The 16,521-nt window shown below is 52.9% G+C and carries 13 protein-coding genes; 9 read left to right on the top strand and 4 right to left on the bottom strand.

Features of this window, described 5'->3' with window-relative positions:
• Window positions 1–119 precede the first annotated feature (119 nt).
• From lolA to N7922_RS16200, 4 genes are all read left to right on the top strand, one after another.
• Window positions 120–731, top strand: coding sequence for an outer membrane lipoprotein chaperone LolA (gene lolA, locus N7922_RS16215; protein WP_263097301.1), 612 nt, complete (start codon window positions 120–122; stop codon window positions 729–731).
• A gap of 9 nt (window positions 732–740) precedes the next feature.
• Window positions 741–2,084, top strand: coding sequence for a replication-associated recombination protein RarA (gene rarA, locus N7922_RS16210; RefSeq protein WP_263097300.1), 1,344 nt, complete (start codon window positions 741–743; stop codon window positions 2,082–2,084).
• A 93-nt stretch (window positions 2,085–2,177) separates the two neighbouring features.
• Window positions 2,178–3,470 carry a serine--tRNA ligase gene (serS, locus tag N7922_RS16205; protein ID WP_263097299.1) on the top strand — a complete coding sequence of 431 codons (1,293 nt, stop codon included), beginning with the start codon at window positions 2,178–2,180 and terminating at the stop codon, window positions 3,468–3,470.
• A 298-nt stretch (window positions 3,471–3,768) separates the two neighbouring features.
• Window positions 3,769–4,917: an MFS transporter gene (locus N7922_RS16200; protein WP_263097297.1), complete on the top strand. Its 1,149-nt coding sequence runs from the start codon at window positions 3,769–3,771 to the stop codon at window positions 4,915–4,917.
• A gap of 58 nt (window positions 4,918–4,975) precedes the next feature.
• Here N7922_RS16200 and pflA read toward each other — a convergent pair whose 3' ends face one another.
• From pflA to ycaO, 4 genes are all read right to left on the bottom strand, one after another.
• A complete protein-coding gene (pflA, locus tag N7922_RS16195; protein WP_061494671.1) occupies window positions 4,976–5,716 on the bottom strand; it encodes a pyruvate formate lyase 1-activating protein in 741 nt (246 codons plus the stop codon).
• A 193-nt stretch (window positions 5,717–5,909) separates the two neighbouring features.
• Window positions 5,910–8,192: a formate C-acetyltransferase gene (gene pflB, locus N7922_RS16190; protein ID WP_263097295.1), complete on the bottom strand. Its 2,283-nt coding sequence runs from the start codon at window positions 8,190–8,192 to the stop codon at window positions 5,910–5,912.
• 51 nt (window positions 8,193–8,243) lie between these two features.
• A complete protein-coding gene (gene focA / locus N7922_RS16185; RefSeq protein WP_263097293.1) occupies window positions 8,244–9,101 on the bottom strand; it encodes a formate transporter FocA in 858 nt (285 codons plus the stop codon).
• Window positions 9,102–9,506: 405 nt separating this feature from the next.
• Window positions 9,507–11,267 carry a 30S ribosomal protein S12 methylthiotransferase accessory factor YcaO gene (gene ycaO / locus N7922_RS16180; RefSeq protein ID WP_263097292.1) on the bottom strand — a complete coding sequence of 587 codons (1,761 nt, stop codon included), beginning with the start codon at window positions 11,265–11,267 and terminating at the stop codon, window positions 9,507–9,509.
• Between the two features lie 138 nt (window positions 11,268–11,405).
• Between ycaO and N7922_RS16175 the strand changes: the two genes are divergently transcribed.
• The 5 genes from N7922_RS16175 to cmk all read left to right on the top strand — a co-directional run bounded on the left by N7922_RS16175 (window position 11,406) and on the right by cmk (window position 16,462).
• Window positions 11,406–12,098: a DUF421 domain-containing protein gene (locus N7922_RS16175; protein ID WP_263097291.1), complete on the top strand. Its 693-nt coding sequence runs from the start codon at window positions 11,406–11,408 to the stop codon at window positions 12,096–12,098.
• Between the two features lie 162 nt (window positions 12,099–12,260).
• A complete protein-coding gene (serC, locus tag N7922_RS16170) occupies window positions 12,261–13,346 on the top strand; it encodes a 3-phosphoserine/phosphohydroxythreonine transaminase (protein ID WP_263097290.1) in 1,086 nt (361 codons plus the stop codon).
• A 74-nt stretch (window positions 13,347–13,420) separates the two neighbouring features.
• Complete coding sequence (aroA, locus tag N7922_RS16165) at window positions 13,421–14,704, top strand: 3-phosphoshikimate 1-carboxyvinyltransferase (protein ID WP_263097289.1); 1,284 nt, start codon at window positions 13,421–13,423, stop codon at window positions 14,702–14,704.
• Window positions 14,705–14,842: 138 nt separating this feature from the next.
• Window positions 14,843–15,607, top strand: a complete 765-nt coding sequence (locus N7922_RS16160) for a M48 family metallopeptidase (protein ID WP_263097288.1) — start codon at window positions 14,843–14,845, stop codon at window positions 15,605–15,607.
• A gap of 171 nt (window positions 15,608–15,778) precedes the next feature.
• Window positions 15,779–16,462, top strand: a complete 684-nt coding sequence (cmk, locus tag N7922_RS16155; protein ID WP_061494677.1) for a (d)CMP kinase — start codon at window positions 15,779–15,781, stop codon at window positions 16,460–16,462.
• Window positions 16,463–16,521: the final 59 nt, after the last annotated feature.

Raw genomic sequence — 16,521 nt, 5'->3', positions numbered from 1 at the left:
TTGCAAAGATGGGTAAATAAGTAGAAATTCAACCTTTTCTTCTGTCACTCCACCCGCGCGGCGCTTAGAGTGACAGAAGTATTCTCCCACATCGGGAGTGACGTATTTGAGGAATGACAATGAAAAAAATCGCCATGGTGTGTGCATTGATGGGCAGTCTGTTAGTCAGCAATGCATGGGCGGATGCTTCCAGCGATCTGAAAAGCCGTCTCGATAAAGTCAGCAGTTTCCACGCCAGCTTTACCCAGAAAGTGACGGATGGCAGCGGAGCGGCAGTGCAGGAAGGACAGGGTGATCTGTGGGTAAAACGCCCGAATCTGTTTAACTGGCATATGACACAACCGGATGAAAGCGTACTGGTTTCCGACGGCAAAACCCTGTGGTTCTATAACCCGTTTGTTGAGCAAGCGACAGCGACCTGGCTGAAAGACGCAACCGGCAACACCCCGTTTATGCTGATTGCCCGCAACCAGGCCAGCGACTGGCAGCAGTACAACATTGTGCAAAATGGCGATGACTTTGTGCTGACGCCGAAAGGCAGCAACGGCAATCTGAAACAATTTACCATCAACGTTGGCCGTGACGGCACCATCCACCAGTTCAGTGCGATTGAACAGGATGACCAGCGCAGCAGCTATCAGTTGAAATCACAACAAAACGGCACCGTTGATGCTTCGAAATTCACCTTTACCCCGCCGCAGGGCGTAACGGTTGACGATCAACGTAAGTAAGAGGCGCGCATGAGCAACATGTCGCTCGATTTCTCCGATAATGCGTTTCAACCTCTGGCCGCCCGTATGCGGCCAGAAAATTTAGCGCAGTATATTGGCCAGCAGCACCTTCTGGCGAAAGTCAAACCATTGCCGCGCGCCATTGAAGCCGGGCATCTGCACTCGATGATCCTCTGGGGGCCGCCAGGCACCGGGAAAACGACGCTCGCGGAAGTGATTGCCCGCTACGCCAGTGCGGATGTCGAGCGCATCTCTGCGGTCACCTCCGGGGTGAAAGAGATCCGTGAAGCCATCGAGCGCGCACGTCAGAATCGCAATGCCGGCCGGCGCACCATCCTGTTTGTTGACGAGGTCCACCGCTTTAACAAAAGTCAGCAGGATGCCTTTCTGCCACATATCGAAGACGGCACAATTACGTTTATTGGCGCAACGACTGAAAACCCCTCTTTTGAACTTAACTCCGCGCTGCTCTCCCGCGCGCGCGTCTATTTGCTTAAATCGCTGACGACAGAAGATATTGAGCAGGTGCTGGCACAGGCGATGGACGATAAAGCCCGTGGGTATGGTGGCCAGGACATTGTGCTGCCTGACGAAACCCGGCGGGCGATTGCTGAGCTGGTCAATGGCGATGCGCGTCGGGCGCTCAATACGCTTGAGATGATGGCCGATATGGCCGAGCTGGACGCCTCCGGTAAACGCGTGCTGAAACCGGAATTGTTGACGGAGATTGCGGGTGAGCGCAGCGCGCGCTTCGACAATAAAGGCGATCGCTTTTACGATCTGATCTCCGCGCTGCACAAATCGGTGCGCGGCAGTGCGCCGGATGCGGCGCTTTATTGGTATGCACGCATTATCACTGCCGGGGGCGATCCGCTGTATGTTGCCCGCCGTTGCCTGGCGATTGCTTCGGAAGATGTGGGGAACGCCGATCCGCGTGCGATGCAGGTGGCAATTTCCGCCTGGGACTGTTTTACCCGTGTGGGTCCGGCGGAAGGCGAGCGCGCCATCGCGCAGGCGATTGTCTACCTTGCCTGTGCGCCGAAGAGCAACGCGGTGTATACCGCATTCAAAGCGGCGCTGGTGGATGCGCGCGAGCGTCCGGATTATGACGTGCCCGTGCATTTACGCAATGCGCCAACCAAACTGATGAAAGAGATGGGCTATGGGCAGGAGTATCGCTATGCCCATGACGAACCCAATGCTTACGCCGCCGGGGAAGAGTATTTCCCGCAGGAATTAGCACAAACGCGTTATTATCATCCCACCAGCAGAGGCCTGGAAGGTAAGATTGGCGAAAAGCTCGCCTGGCTCGCCGAACAGGATCATAAAAGCCCTATAAAACGCTACCGCTAGTGCGGGCGTTGCGGTAAGGTTACTGCTGTACATCAACGACCGCAGGCTGCGGTCGCTCTCTTTTTATTTCAATTCGATAAGCACAGGAAAAGCATGCTCGATCCCAATCTGCTGCGTACCGAGCCAGACGCAGTCGCTGAAAAACTGGCACGCCGGGGCTTTAAGCTGGATGTAGATAAATTACGCGCGCTTGAAGAGCGTCGTAAAGTCCTTCAGGTCAAGACAGAAAACCTGCAGGCAGAGCGTAACTCACGATCGAAATCCATTGGCCAGGCGAAGGCACGCGGGGAAGATATCGAGCCATTACGCCTGGAAGTGAACAAGTTGGGTGAAGAGCTGGACGCTGCAAAAGTGGAGCTGGACACCCTGCTGAGCGATATCCGTAATATTGCGCTGACTATCCCGAACATCCCTGATGATTGCGTTCCTGCGGGCCGTGATGAGAACGACAACGTTGAAATCAGCCGTTGGGGCACACCGCGTCAGTTCGATTTTGAGATCCGCGATCATGTTACGCTGGGCGAAATGCACAACGGTCTGGACTTTGCCGCTGCGGTAAAACTGACCGGTGCCCGTTTTGTGGTGATGAAAGGGCAGATTGCCCGCATGCACCGCGCTCTGGCACAGTTCATGATCGACCTGCACACCGAAGAACACGGCTACGCGGAAAACTATGTTCCGTATATGGTGAACCAGGACACGCTGTACGGTACGGGTCAGTTGCCAAAATTCGCTGGCGATCTGTTCCATACCCGTCCGCTGGAAGAAGAAGCGGACAGCAGCAACTATGCACTGATCCCGACCGCTGAAGTACCGCTGACCAACCTCGTGCGCGACGAAATCATCGACGAAGACGATCTGCCGATCAAAATGACCGCACACACGCCGTGCTTCCGTTCTGAAGCCGGTTCTTACGGTCGTGATACCCGTGGGCTGATTCGTATGCACCAGTTCGACAAAGTTGAGATGGTGCAGATTGTCCGCCCGGAAGACTCCATGGCGGCGCTGGAAGAGATGACCGGTCACGCAGAGAAAGTGCTGCAGTTGCTGGGTCTTCCATACCGTAAAATTCTGCTGTGCACCGGTGATATGGGCTTTGGCGCCTGCAAAACCTACGATCTTGAAGTCTGGGTGCCGGCGCAGAACACCTACCGTGAAATCTCTTCCTGCTCCAACGTGTGGGACTTCCAGGCTCGCCGCATGCAGGCGCGCTGCCGCAGCAAGTCGGACAAGAAAACTCGTCTGGTGCACACGCTGAACGGTTCCGGTCTGGCTGTTGGCCGTACGCTGGTTGCGGTGCTGGAAAACTACCAGCAGGCTGATGGACGTATCGAAGTTCCGGAAGTGCTGCGTCCGTACATGAAAGGCCTTGAGTTTATCGGCTAATCGCTGTTACCGACGTTCCTGAAAAGCGCCTGCGGGCGCTTTTTTACTGCCTTTTTTCAGCGACTTCAGCTGAAAAATCACCATGAATTTTTTCGACTGACAATTCCGCCTTATCCCTGGAATAGTCTTTCATAATCAACCGACTGAAACGGTTTTTTATCATGTAATCACGACACTGGATAAGTTTTATCAATCGTCGTGGTGCAAAACGTGTCTGCCCCTAAAAACAGCGGATTGACAATGTTTTTGCCAGTGGCATGATGCGCACGACTTCTGAACTTCCTCACGGTTTTTATCCATGTCCACCTATACCCGGCCAGTGCTGTTATTGCTCTGTGGCCTGATGCTGTTGACGCTGGCGATTGCAACGCTGAATACGCTTGTGCCGCTTTGGCTCGCCCATGAAGATCTGCCTACCTGGCAGGTGGGGATGGTGGGCTCCTCATACTTCACCGGTAACCTGTTGGGTACGCTGCTGACGGGGCGTTTGATCCGCCGTCTGGGGTTTAACCGCAGCTATTACATTGCTTCGCTGATCTTTGCCGCCGGGTGTATCGGGCTGGGGCTGATGGTGGGCTTCTGGAGCTGGATGGCCTGGCGTTTTATCGCCGGTGTGGGCTGCGCGATGATTTGGGTGGTGGTTGAAAGCGGGCTGATGTGCAGTGGCACGTCACGCAACCGCGGTCGACTGCTGGCGGCATATATGATGGTTTACTACGTGGGTACAGTGCTGGGCCAGGTGATGGTCAGCAAACTGCCGACGGAACTGATGAGTGTGCTGCCCTGGACCACCGGGCTGGTGCTGGCAGCGATTTTGCCTCTGTTGTTCACCCGTATTGTGAATCAACACAGTGAAGAGCAGGGCGCCACGTCGGTATGGCCGATGTTACGCCTGCGCCAGGCACGCCTGGGCGTAAATGGCTGCATTATCTCCGGGATTATCCTTGGCTCGCTGTACGGCCTGATGCCGCTCTATCTTTCGCACCAGGGGATTAGCGATTCAGGGATCGGCTTCTGGATGGCATTGCTGGTCAGCGCCGGTATTGTCGGGCAGTGGCCTGTTGGCCGCCTGGCGGATCGTTTTGGCCGTTTGCTGGTGCTGCGCGTGCAGGTGTTTGTGGTGATCGTTGGCTGTTTCGCCATGTTAAGCAATGCGGCAATGGCTCCCGCGCTGTTTGTGCTCGGCACGGCGGGTTTTACGCTTTATCCGGTGGCAATGGCCTGGGCCTGCGAAAAAGTCGAACACCACCAACTGGTCGCAATGAATCAGGCGTTGCTGCTGAGCTATACCATTGGCAGCCTGCTTGGCCCGACGCTGACCGCGATGCTGATGCAGAGTTATTCAGACAGCCTGTTGTTCATCATGATTGCGGGTGTGTCGTTTATCTATCTGGTAATGCTGATGCGCAAAGCAGGCCATCATCCGACGCCGGTGGCGCATGCCTGATTGGCAGCGATAAAAAAGCCGCGACACAACGTTGCGGCTTTTTTGGCGTTAATCGCGATCAGTACATCACTTTGTGGCCGTACTGCTCCAGTATGCCTTTGACGCGTTCCATGGTCTCTTTCTTCGGCGGCTTCACGCCGTCCAGCTTGTACTCTTCACCCATCGCCACCCATTTATGTTTACCCAGTTCGTGATAGGGCAGCAGCTCGATTTTCTCAACATTGCCCATATCGCGGGTAAACTCGCCCAGGCGGTGGGCGGAGTCATCATCATCAGACCAGCCTGGCACCACGACGTAACGGATCCACACGTTGATATTTTTCTTCGACAGATACTGTGCGAACTCGAGCGTACGATGGTTAGAGACGCCAACCAGGTTCTGGTGGATCTCATCGTTCATTTGCTTCAGATCGAGCATCACTAGGTCGGTCACTTCCAGCAGTTCGTCAATCACCGGATCGTAACGGCGAACAAAGCCATTGGTGTCCAGGCAAGTATGAATGCCTTCTTTCTTGCAGGCGCGGAACCAGTCGCGGACAAATTCCGCCTGCAGGATAGCCTCGCCGCCGGATGCAGTTACGCCGCCTCCGGACGCATTCATAAAGTGACGGTAGGTAACGACATCGCTCATCAGATCCTCAACGGTGATTTCTTTCCCACCGTGCGTATCCCAGGTATCGCGATTATGGCAGTAGAGGCAGCGCATCAGGCAGCCCTGGAAGAAGGTAATAAAGCGGATGCCCGGGCCGTCGACCGTGCCGCAGGATTCAAAGGAGTGAATGCGACCAATAACTGACATTGCGGTGTTTCTCCAGATATGGCCCATCCGGGGCCTGTGTCTGCGCAGTTTGATTCCTTCTGCGCTAAGTCTGTTTTGGCAGGCATCCAGTGAGCAGAGATGGCTGGCAAAGCATACTTCAGGTGTTAAAAAGGCCCCACTTGCGTGGAGCCTTCAGTATACGCTTTTTACTTCGCGATTTCAGTCAATACCATTACATGGTCTGAGTGAAAGTACGGGTAATAACGTCCTGCTGCTGTTCTTTCGTCAGGGAGTTAAAACGTACTGCGTAACCAGACACACGGATGGTCAGCTGCGGATATTTTTCCGGGTTTTCCATCGCGTCGAGCAGCATTTCGCGGTTCATCACGTTCACGTTCAGATGCTGACCACCTTCGATGGACGCTTCATGGTGGAAGTAACCATCCATCAGGCCAGCCAGGTTGGTTTTACGCACTTCGTCGTCTTTACCCAGCGCATTCGGAACGATAGAGAAGGTGTAAGAGATACCATCTTTAGCGTAAGCGAACGGCAGTTTAGCAACGGAGGTCAGAGAGGCGACAGCACCTTTCTGGTCACGGCCGTGCATCGGGTTAGCACCCGGTCCGAACGGCGCACCAGCGCGACGACCGTCTGGGGTGTTACCGGTTTTCTTACCATACACAACGTTAGAGGTGATGGTCAGAACAGACTGGGTCGGGATAGCGTTGCGGTAAGTGGTCAGTTTCTGAATTTTCTTCATGAAACGTTCAACCAGGTCAACAGCCATGTCATCAACGCGAGCGTCGTTGTTACCAAACTGCGGGTATTCGCCTTCGATTTCGAAGTCGACAGCCAGACCGTTTTCATCACGAATCGGTTTAACTTTCGCGTATTTGATAGCAGACAGGGAGTCAGCTGCTACAGACAGACCAGCGATACCACAAGCCATGGTACGGATAACGTCGCGATCGTGCAGCGCCATCAGAGAAGCTTCGTAGCTGTATTTGTCATGCATGTAGTGGATAACGTTCAGCGCAGTGACATACTGTTTAGCCAGCCAGTCCATGAAGTGATCCATACGATCCATGACTTCATCAAACTTCAGCACGTCGCCTTTGATTGGTTCAGTTTTCGGACCAACCTGCATTTTCAGTTTTTCATCAACGCCGCCGTTGATTGCATACAGCATGGTTTTCGCCAGGTTAGCACGAGCACCAAAGAACTGCATTTGTTTACCCACAACCATCGGGCTCACGCAGCAAGCAATTGCGTAGTCATCGTTGTTGAAGTCCGGACGCATCAGATCGTCGTTCTCGTATTGCAGAGAAGAGGTGTCGATGGAGACTTTAGCAGCGAATTTTTTGAAGTTCAGCGGCAGTTTTTCAGACCACAGAACAGTGATGTTCGGCTCCGGAGACGGCCCCATGGTGTACAGGGTGTTCAGGAAACGGAAGCTGTTTTTGGAAACCAGAGTACGGCCGTCAACGCCCATACCACCGATAGATTCAGTTGCCCAAATCGGGTCGCCAGAGAACAGTTCATCATACTCAGGGGTACGCAGGAAGCGAACCATACGCAGTTTCATGACCAGGTGGTCAATCATTTCCTGCGCGTCTTGTTCAGTGATTTTGCCTGCTTTCAGGTCACGTTCGATGTACACGTCCAGGAAGGTGGATACGCGACCGAAGGACATTGCAGCGCCGTTCTGAGACTTAACAGCGGCCAGGTAGCCGAAGTAGGTCCACTGGATAGCTTCCTGAGCGTTGGTCGCCGGAGCAGAGATATCGCAACCGTATTTAGCGGCCATCTCTTTGATCTGACCCAGTGCGCGATGCTGTTCAGCGATCTCTTCACGCAGACGGATAGTCGCTTCCAGGTTTACGCCGTTTTCCATGTCAGACTGCAGTGACAGGAACTGGGCATATTTGTCTTTCAGCAGGAAGTCGATACCGTACAGCGCAATGCGACGGTAGTCACCGATGATACGACCACGGCCGTAGGCATCCGGCAGACCGGTCAGAACGCCAGATTTACGGCAGTTCAGGATGTCTTTGGTGTAAACATCGAATACGCCCTGGTTATGGGTTTTGCGGTATTCGGTGAAGATTTTTTTCAGAGCAGGGTCCAGCTCGCGGTTGTACGCTTTGCAAGAACCTTCAACCATTTTGATCCCGCCAAACGGGATGATGGCGCGTTTCAGCGGAGCTTCAGTTTGCAGACCAACGATTTTCTCCAGCGCTTTGTTGATGTAGCCAGCGTCGTGAGAAGTGATGGTAGAGGCAACGGAGGTGTCGAAATCAACTGGCGCATGGGTGCGGTTTTCCAGTTTAACGCCTTCCATTACTTTGTCCCACAGCTTGGTGGTCGCATCAGTTGCGCCAGCCAGGAAGGACTCGTCGCCTTCGTACGGGGTGTAGTTTTTCTGGATAAAGTCGCGTACGTTTACTGCATTCTGCCAATCGCCTTTCGCAAAACCTTCCCAGGCTGTGGCTAATTTTTCATTAAGCTCGGACATGTAACACCTACCTTCTTAAGTGGATTTTTTATTTACTGCCTGAAACAACCATTAATGATGATCGTTGCCACGCAGGTAAATGACCCAGTATGTCAACCCGACTAATAACCCTCCACCTATGATATTCCCGATTGTTACAGGGATCAGGTTATCGGTGATGAAATTCGCAATAGTCAGATGAGAAAAACTTTCCGGGCTGGAACCAACTGCGGTCCAGAACTCCGGGCTCGCAAAGTTGCGGATTACGATACCCATCGGGATCATAAACATGTTTGCAATGCTGTGCTCAAAACCGCTGGCGACAAACATCGCAACCGGCAACACCATAATCATCGCTTTATCCATCAGGCTGCGGCCGGAATAACTCATCCACACGGCCAGACAGACCATCAGGTTCGCCAGAATACCCAGCGCAACCGCTTCAACAAATGTATGGTGCAGCTTGTGGTCGGCAGTTTGCAGGACGTTCAGGCCCCAACCGCCATTGGCGACCATATACTCGCCAGACAACCACATTAACAGCACAAACAGCAGTGCACCCACCAGGTTACCGACATAGACGTTCACCCAGTTACGGGCCAGTTGCCCCCAGGTGATGCGCCCACTGGCTTTCGCCACCACAATCAGTACGGTGGATGTAAAAAGATCGGCACCGCAGATGATGCAAAGGATCAACCCCAGTGAGAAGCAGATACCACCAATCAGTTTAGCAATACCGAACGGTATCGTCGCTGTACCGGTGGTAGCAGTGATATAGAAAACAAAAGCAATGGAGATAAACACACCTGCGGTGATCGCCAGGTAGAAAGTCTTAAGCGGATGTTTAGTCGCTTTATAGACACCAGCTTCTTCGGCAACTTTCGCCATCTCTGCTGGAAGAATAAGATCAAAAGGGTTGTCAGCTTTCACACTAACTCTCTCTTTATTAAGTCGGCGACGAGATACTAACAAAGCATTATAGAAGAGAATTTGATATGGATCATATCTCGCCTGGCTTATAGGACCGCAAAGCGCGTGGTTTTTCTACGAATGCGGAGTAACTTGTTGATTATTAAAATAAAAATAAAGTTTAAAAGTTGCAAAAAGAGTTGAATTTTTTTATGACGCCTCCCAAAAAACAGTTAATTAAAATGGAGTAATTGCCATAAGAAGTAACAATGTTAGATTGGGAGGATATTAATATTTACCCATATTTAACCTAAATATTACAACTGGCCGTCATTGCCAAAAAATAAATAAAACGGGGCAATGAAATTGCCCCGTAATATAGCGTAGACCCGTCATTAAGCCTACAGATTGTCGCACTACTTGTCGTTATTTCGACCAGAACGCCGTTTTCGCGCGTTGTAATTTTTCGTAAGCCGCTAACAACGCCTGGTGCGCCGGGAAAGCCTTCAGCGTACCGTCAGCAGGTTGCAGGTCATAAAACGGCGCTTCACCGCTCAGCGCCGCACTGGCGGCTTCGACAGCCTGCGCACCGTACATGCGTACAAACGCGTTCAGGTATTGCAGCGGTTGGCGGTCCTCTTCCTGAGCCAGCAATAACAAGGTTTGCAGGCAACGGTAATAGTTTGCCCGTTCAGCGCTGAAGATGGAGGCGTTAAATTCCATCGTCCATTCGGTCCAGGCCAGCGCCTGATCCAGGTCTCCGCCAGCCAGCGCCAGCATTGCTTTCAGCTCGCCAACACGCAGGGTGTACCAGCCATTATCTTTCCCGGTAGCCAGACCCAGTAGTTCACGCACACGGGTAAAGTCGTCATGGCCTTCATCATCCAGTTGCGCGATAAGATTGAGGTAATCTTCTTTATCCCACTCACTGCCAGGCAGGGAGAGAATCGTTTCGCGCAGATGGCTGCCCATGGTGTTGTTGGCCAGCCACAGATCTTCCGCCGGGTAGATATCCGACATGCCCGGCACCAGAATACGGCAGGCGTAAACCCCCAGATGCTCGTAGTCAGCGATGTACACTTCTTTATCTTCCGCCTTGAAGATGGCCATCAGGGTGGCGAACTCTTCTTCAGTTGTGCCGGCGAAGCTCCAGTCAACGAATGGATAATCCGCATCCTGTTTAAACAGATCCCATGAAATAAGACCGCTGGAGTCGATAAAGTGGGTTTCCAGGTTGGCGTGCTCAGCCACTTCTTCATCATCAAAAGTTGGTGGGGTGAACACATCGAGATCTTTCAGGCCACGGCCTTGCAGAAGCTCGGTAACGGTACGTTCCAGCGCGACGCCGAAATCAGGATGCGCGCCAAAAGAGGCAAAGCAGGTGCCGTTAGCCGGGTTAAACAGCACCACGCAGATAACCGGGTATTTACCGCCGAGCGAGCCGTCATAAGCGAAAATCGGGAAGCCTTCCGCTTCCAGTTTTGCAATGGCTTCAACAACGCCCGGGTAGCGTGCCAGCACCTCTTGCGGGATCTCCGGCAGGCTAATGCTCTCGGCAATAATGCGGTTTTTAATATGACGCTCAAACACTTCCGACAGCCCCTGAACACGGGCTTCATTACGCGTGTTGCCGGCTGACATACCGTTAGACACATACAGGTTGCCAACGATATTCATGGGAATATAGACCGTCTGCTCATCGGACTGGCGGGTAAACGGCAGGGCGCAGATACCGCGCTCGTCGTTACCGGATTGCAAATCAACCAGCATGCCTGCGGCCAGTGCGTTTTCCGGATCGTAGTACGCGCGCAGGCGCGCATCGAGAATACCTTCCGGCAGGCTGTCATCTTCCGGCAGCGGGAACCATTTTTCATTAGGATAATGAACGAACGGACCCTGCGCGATGGTGTCGCCGAGCCAAAAGTCTGCAAAGAAGTAGTTTGTGGACAGGCGTTCGAAATACTCACCCAGTGCAGAGGCCAGCGCCGCTTTTTTGGTGGCGCCTTTGCCGTTGGTGAAACACAGCGCACACTCTTTATCGCGAATATGCACAGACCAGACGTTGGGTACCGGGTTCAGCCAGGAGGCCTCTTCAATGTTAAAACCGAGATCGGCGAGCTTTTGCTGAAAGCGAGCGATGGAGTCTTCCAGCGCGGCATCTTTGCCGGGAATAAATGTTTGAGTCATGACGGTCACTTTTTTCGTACGTAAAGCGCGCAATGATACGGGTTTTACGTGACTGACGCTATCTTCCCCATTAGTCCGGCGAAAATAAAACTTCTGACTATGCTTATGGAAAGTAACTGACTGTTCAGGCATGAAAAAATGAAAGCGTTCGACCTGCACCGGATGGCGCTCGACAAGGTACCCCTTGATTTTCTGTGGGAAGTCGCGTTGCGTAGCCTCTATACCTTTGTTTTAGTCTTCTTATTTCTCAAAATCACCGGCCGGCGCGGCGTACGGCAGATGTCGTTATTTGAAGTCCTCATCATTCTGACGCTGGGATCGGCTGCGGGCGATGTGGCCTTCTACGACGATGTGCCGATGCTACCCGTGCTCGTAGTGTTTATTACCCTGGGCATGCTTTACCGACTGGTGATGTGGCTGATGTCGCACAGTGAAAAACTGGAGGATTTGCTGGAAGGCAAACCGGTAGTGATCGTCAAAGACGGCGAGCTGGCATGGGAGAAATTACACGAGGAGAACCTGACCGAATTTGAATTCTTTATGGAATTGCGCACCAACGGTGTTGACCAGTTAGGGCAGGTCCGCCTGGCGATTATGGAAACGAATGGGCAACTTAGCGTGTACTACTTTACCGATGAAGAGGTTAAACCCGGCCTGTGTATTCTACCGGAAGGCTGTAGCGAACGCTTTAAAAAGGCCCCTGAAGAGGGAGACTATGTTTGCGTGCGCTGCAGCAAAATTGTCCCGCTTCGGGTGGGTGAAGAGAAAATCTGCCCGCGCTGTGCAAATCCGGAATGGTCGAAGGCCAGTCGGGCAATTCGCGTCACATAACAGGGTTTTTATCGGGTCTCAGTAAGCAATGCAAAACAATCTGCTATGTGATTTGGCGCACAACTTCCCCCCCGCGCCTATTACCCGTTGCGGCGCGTGGCGCTGAATGATAAAACCGATGTCACAGGAATAACTTATTGCTTTATAGCGTGGTGAGGGGAAATGACTCAGGTCTTCAATTTTAGTTCTGGCCCGGCAGTGTTACCGGCGGATGTGCTCAAACAGGCGCAACAGGAACTGTGCGACTGGCAAGGGCTTGGTACATCGGTGATGGAAATTAGCCACCGTGGTAAAGAGTTTATCCATGTGGCGGAAGAAGCAGAAAAGGATTTTCGCGACCTGCTGAACATCCCCTCCAACTATAAGGTTCTGTTCTGTCACGGCGGTGGACGCGGTCAGTTTGCCGGCGTTCCCCTGAACTTGCTGGGTGAGAAAACCACTGCGGATTATGTGGATGCTGGCTACTGGGCGGCAAGCGCAGTAAAAGAAGCGAAAAAATACTGCGTACCGAACGTGATCGACGCCAAAATCACTGTTGATGGTTTGCGTGCGGTAAAACCGATGCGCGACTGGCAATTGAGCGATAACGCTGCTTACCTGCATTACTGCCCGAACGAAACGATTGACGGTATCGCCATTGACGAAACGCCGGATTTTGGCGACGTCGTTGTCGCTGCGGATTTCTCCTCAACGATTCTGTCGCGCCAGATTGATGTTAGCCGTTTCGGCGTGATCTACGCCGGCGCGCAGAAAAACATCGGCCCGGCGGGGTTGACGCTGGTGATTGTACGTGAAGATCTGCTGGGTAAAGCGCACGCGTCCTGCCCGTCCATTCTTGATTACACCGTGCTGAACGAAAACGACTCCATGTTCAACACGCCGCCGACTTTTGCCTGGTATCTCTCAGGTCTGGTGTTTAAATGGCTGAAAAAACAGGGCGGTGTGGCTGCAATGGATAAAATCAATCAGCAAAAAACTGACCTGCTTTATGGCGTGATTGATAACAGCGGTTTCTACCGTAACGATGTCGCAAAAGCGAACCGTTCCCGCATGAATGTGCCTTTCCAACTGGCAGACAGTGCGCTGGATAAAGTCTTCCTCGAAGAGTCATTCGCCGCGGGTTTGCACGCGCTGAAAGGCCACCGCGTTGTAGGGGGCATGCGTGCTTCTATTTATAACGCGATGCCTCTGGCGGGTGTTCAGGCGCTGACTGATTTTATGGTCGATTTCGAACGTCGCCACGGTTAATCATCGACCTGTTTTAACGTACCCCCGTAGTTGGACTGCGGGGGTTTTATTCTGTTTGTTGAGAGTGAAGTTTCATGGAATCCCTGACGTTACAACCCATCGCGCGGGTGGATGGCACCATCAATCTGCCTGGTTCAAAGAGTGTCTCAAACCGCGCGTTGTTGCTTGCTGCATTCGCCCATGGCACGACCGTTCTGACTAACCTGCTGGACAGTGACGATGTGCGCCATATGCTGAATGCCCTCAGCGCGCTGGGAGTTCATTACACTTTATCCGCAGATCGCACCCGTTGCGAAGTGACCGGTGTCGGCGGTCCGCTGCATTCTGTGGAAAAGCTGGAGTTGTTCCTTGGCAACGCCGGAACTGCCATGCGCCCGCTGGCGGCAGCGCTGTGCCTTGGGAACAATGAGTTAGTGCTGACCGGCGAACCGCGCATGAAAGAGCGTCCAATCGGCCATCTGGTCGATGCCCTACGTCAGGGCGGCGCGCAGATTGATTATCTTGAGCAGGAAAATTATCCTCCGCTGCGCCTGCGCGGTGGTTTTACCGGCGGTGATGTGAGTGTTGACGGCAGCGTTTCTAGCCAGTTCTTAACCGCGCTACTGATGACTGCGCCGCTGGCTCCACAAGATACGATCATCACCATTAAAGGCGATTTGGTTTCCAAACCCTATATCGACATCACATTGCATCTGATGAAGACCTTCGGTGTTGACGTTGAAAACCAGCAGTACCAGCGTTTTGTGGTGCGTGGTGGGCAGTGCTATCAGTCACCGGGTCACTACCTGGTTGAAGGGGATGCCTCGTCTGCCTCTTATTTCCTCGCCGCGGCAGCAATAAAAGGCGGAACGGTTAAAGTAACCGGCATTGGCCGCAACAGCGTGCAGGGTGATATCCGCTTTGCCGATGTGCTGGAAAAAATGGGCGCGACGATTGTCTGGGGCGATGATTACATTGCCTGTACGCATGGTGAGCTGAACGCTATCGATATGGATATGAACCATATTCCGGATGCGGCAATGACCATTGCCACTACAGCGCTGTTTGCTAACGGGACGACGACGCTGCGCAACATCTATAACTGGCGTGTGAAAGAGACGGACCGTTTGTTTGCGATGGCAACAGAGCTGCGTAAAGTTGGCGCGGAAGTTGAAGAGGGCGAAGACTATATTCGCGTGACGCCGCCAGCAAAACTGCAGTTTGCGGAAATCGGCACCTACAATGATCACCGTATGGCGATGTGCTTCTCGCTGGTGGCGCTGTCGGATACGCCGGTCACGATCCTTGATCCGAAATGCACAGCCAAAACGTTCCCGGACTACTTCGAACAGTTAGCCCGCATTAGTACCCCTGCCTGATAACATTTATCAGCCCTGCGCAGGTATCGCAGGGCTGATTTACCCGCTATTGTTGAGGGTGTCGACAACCTTCTGCGCCATGTTACTATCTGCCCGGGAATATTCCCGATGATTCAATTAGATAAACATGGACTGTCTATGAAAAAAACAATGATTTTCAGCTGCCTGATGGCGGCAACTCTGGTCTCTGGTTGTAAAAACATGGGTGGCATCAACGCAGAAGCGTTAACCAAATCCGGTATGTCAGCATACAAAGCGGCAACGCTCAGCGATGCCGACGTGAAGGCGCTCTCAGAGAAGTCTTGCGCGGAGATGGATAAACAGAACACCCTTGCCCCGGCATCCAGTACCTATGCGAAGCGTCTCGACAAAATCGCAAAAGCGCTGGGTAACAATATCGATGGCACGCCAGTAACCTATAAAGTTTATATGACGAAAGAGGTTAACGCGTGGGCAATGGCGAACGGTTGCATTCGCGTGTACAGCGGTCTCATGGATATGATGACGGATAATGAAGTCGAAGCTGTACTGGGGCATGAAATGGGGCACGTTGCCTTGGGGCATAGCCGCAAAGCAATGCAGACGGCGTATGCGACACTGGCTGCCCGTGATGCCATCTCCGCCAGCAGTGCGGCAGGTGCACAACTCTCCCAGTCCCAGCTCGGCGATCTGGCTGAGAATATGGTCAATTCCGCATTCTCCCGCACTCAGGAATCCGCCGCGGACGATTTCTCTTACGATTTGCTGAAAAAACGTAACATCAGCCGTCAGGGATTAGTCACCAGTTTTGAGAAACTGGCGAAGCTGGATGCGGGTTCGGAGAAATCGATGTTTGATTCCCATCCGCCGTCAACTGAGCGCGCGCAGCATATCCGCGAGCGCATTGCTGCAGATAAAAAGTAACGTCATTTCTGTCTGTGCCGGGCTGATGTAAATCAGCCCGCTTCCCGCACAATTCTTCTACACTCAGCTCCATATATTCCGTTATTCGCACGCGGGAGTAACGATCGTGCGCATTGCCGCGTATAATGCGCGGCGTTTATGTAACGGTATGCCCTGATTAAGGAGATAAAGATGACGGCAATTGCCCCGGTAATTACCATTGATGGGCCGAGCGGTGCGGGAAAAGGCACCCTTTGCAAGGCAATGGCGGAAGCGTTGCAATGGCATCTGTTGGACTCTGGCGCCATTTATCGTGTGCTGGCGTTGGCCGCGCTACATCACCATGTTGATGTGACCTCCGAAGAGGTGCTGGTTCCTCTGGCGGCGCATCTGGATGTGCGTTTTGTCTCGACCAACGGCAATCTGGAAGTGATTCTGGAAGGCGAAGATGTGAGTGGTGAAATTCGCACTCAGGACGTGGCGAATGCGGCATCGCAAGTGGCGGCTTTCCCGCGCGTGCGTGAGGCGCTATTACGTCGCCAGCGCGCGTTTCGCGAAGCGCCGGGTCTGATCGCTGACGGGCGTGATATGGGCACCGTTGTTTTCCCCGATGCGCCAGTGAAAATTTTCCTTGACGCCTCCTCAGAAGAGCGTGCGCACCGCCGCATGCTGCAGTTGCAGGAGAAGGGCTTTAGTGTTAACTTTGAACGCCTTTTGGCCGAGATCAAAGAACGTGACGATCGCGATCGTAATCGCCCTGTTGCGCCGTTAGTGCCAGCTGCCGATGCTTTAGTACTGGATTCAACCCGTTTAAGTATTGAGCAAGTGATTGAGAAAGCGCTACAATATGCTCGCCAAAAATTGGCCCTCGCATAATTGCGACCGAATTTGCAGTACCCCCGTTGCAATGGAATGACAGCGGGTATGTTAAACAA

This window comes from Kosakonia sp. ML.JS2a (assembly GCF_025642095.1).
GTDB lineage: Bacteria > Pseudomonadota > Gammaproteobacteria > Enterobacterales > Enterobacteriaceae.
Note: the sequence above shows the minus strand (reverse complement) of the source record. Positions and strands in the feature narration are given on the sequence as shown.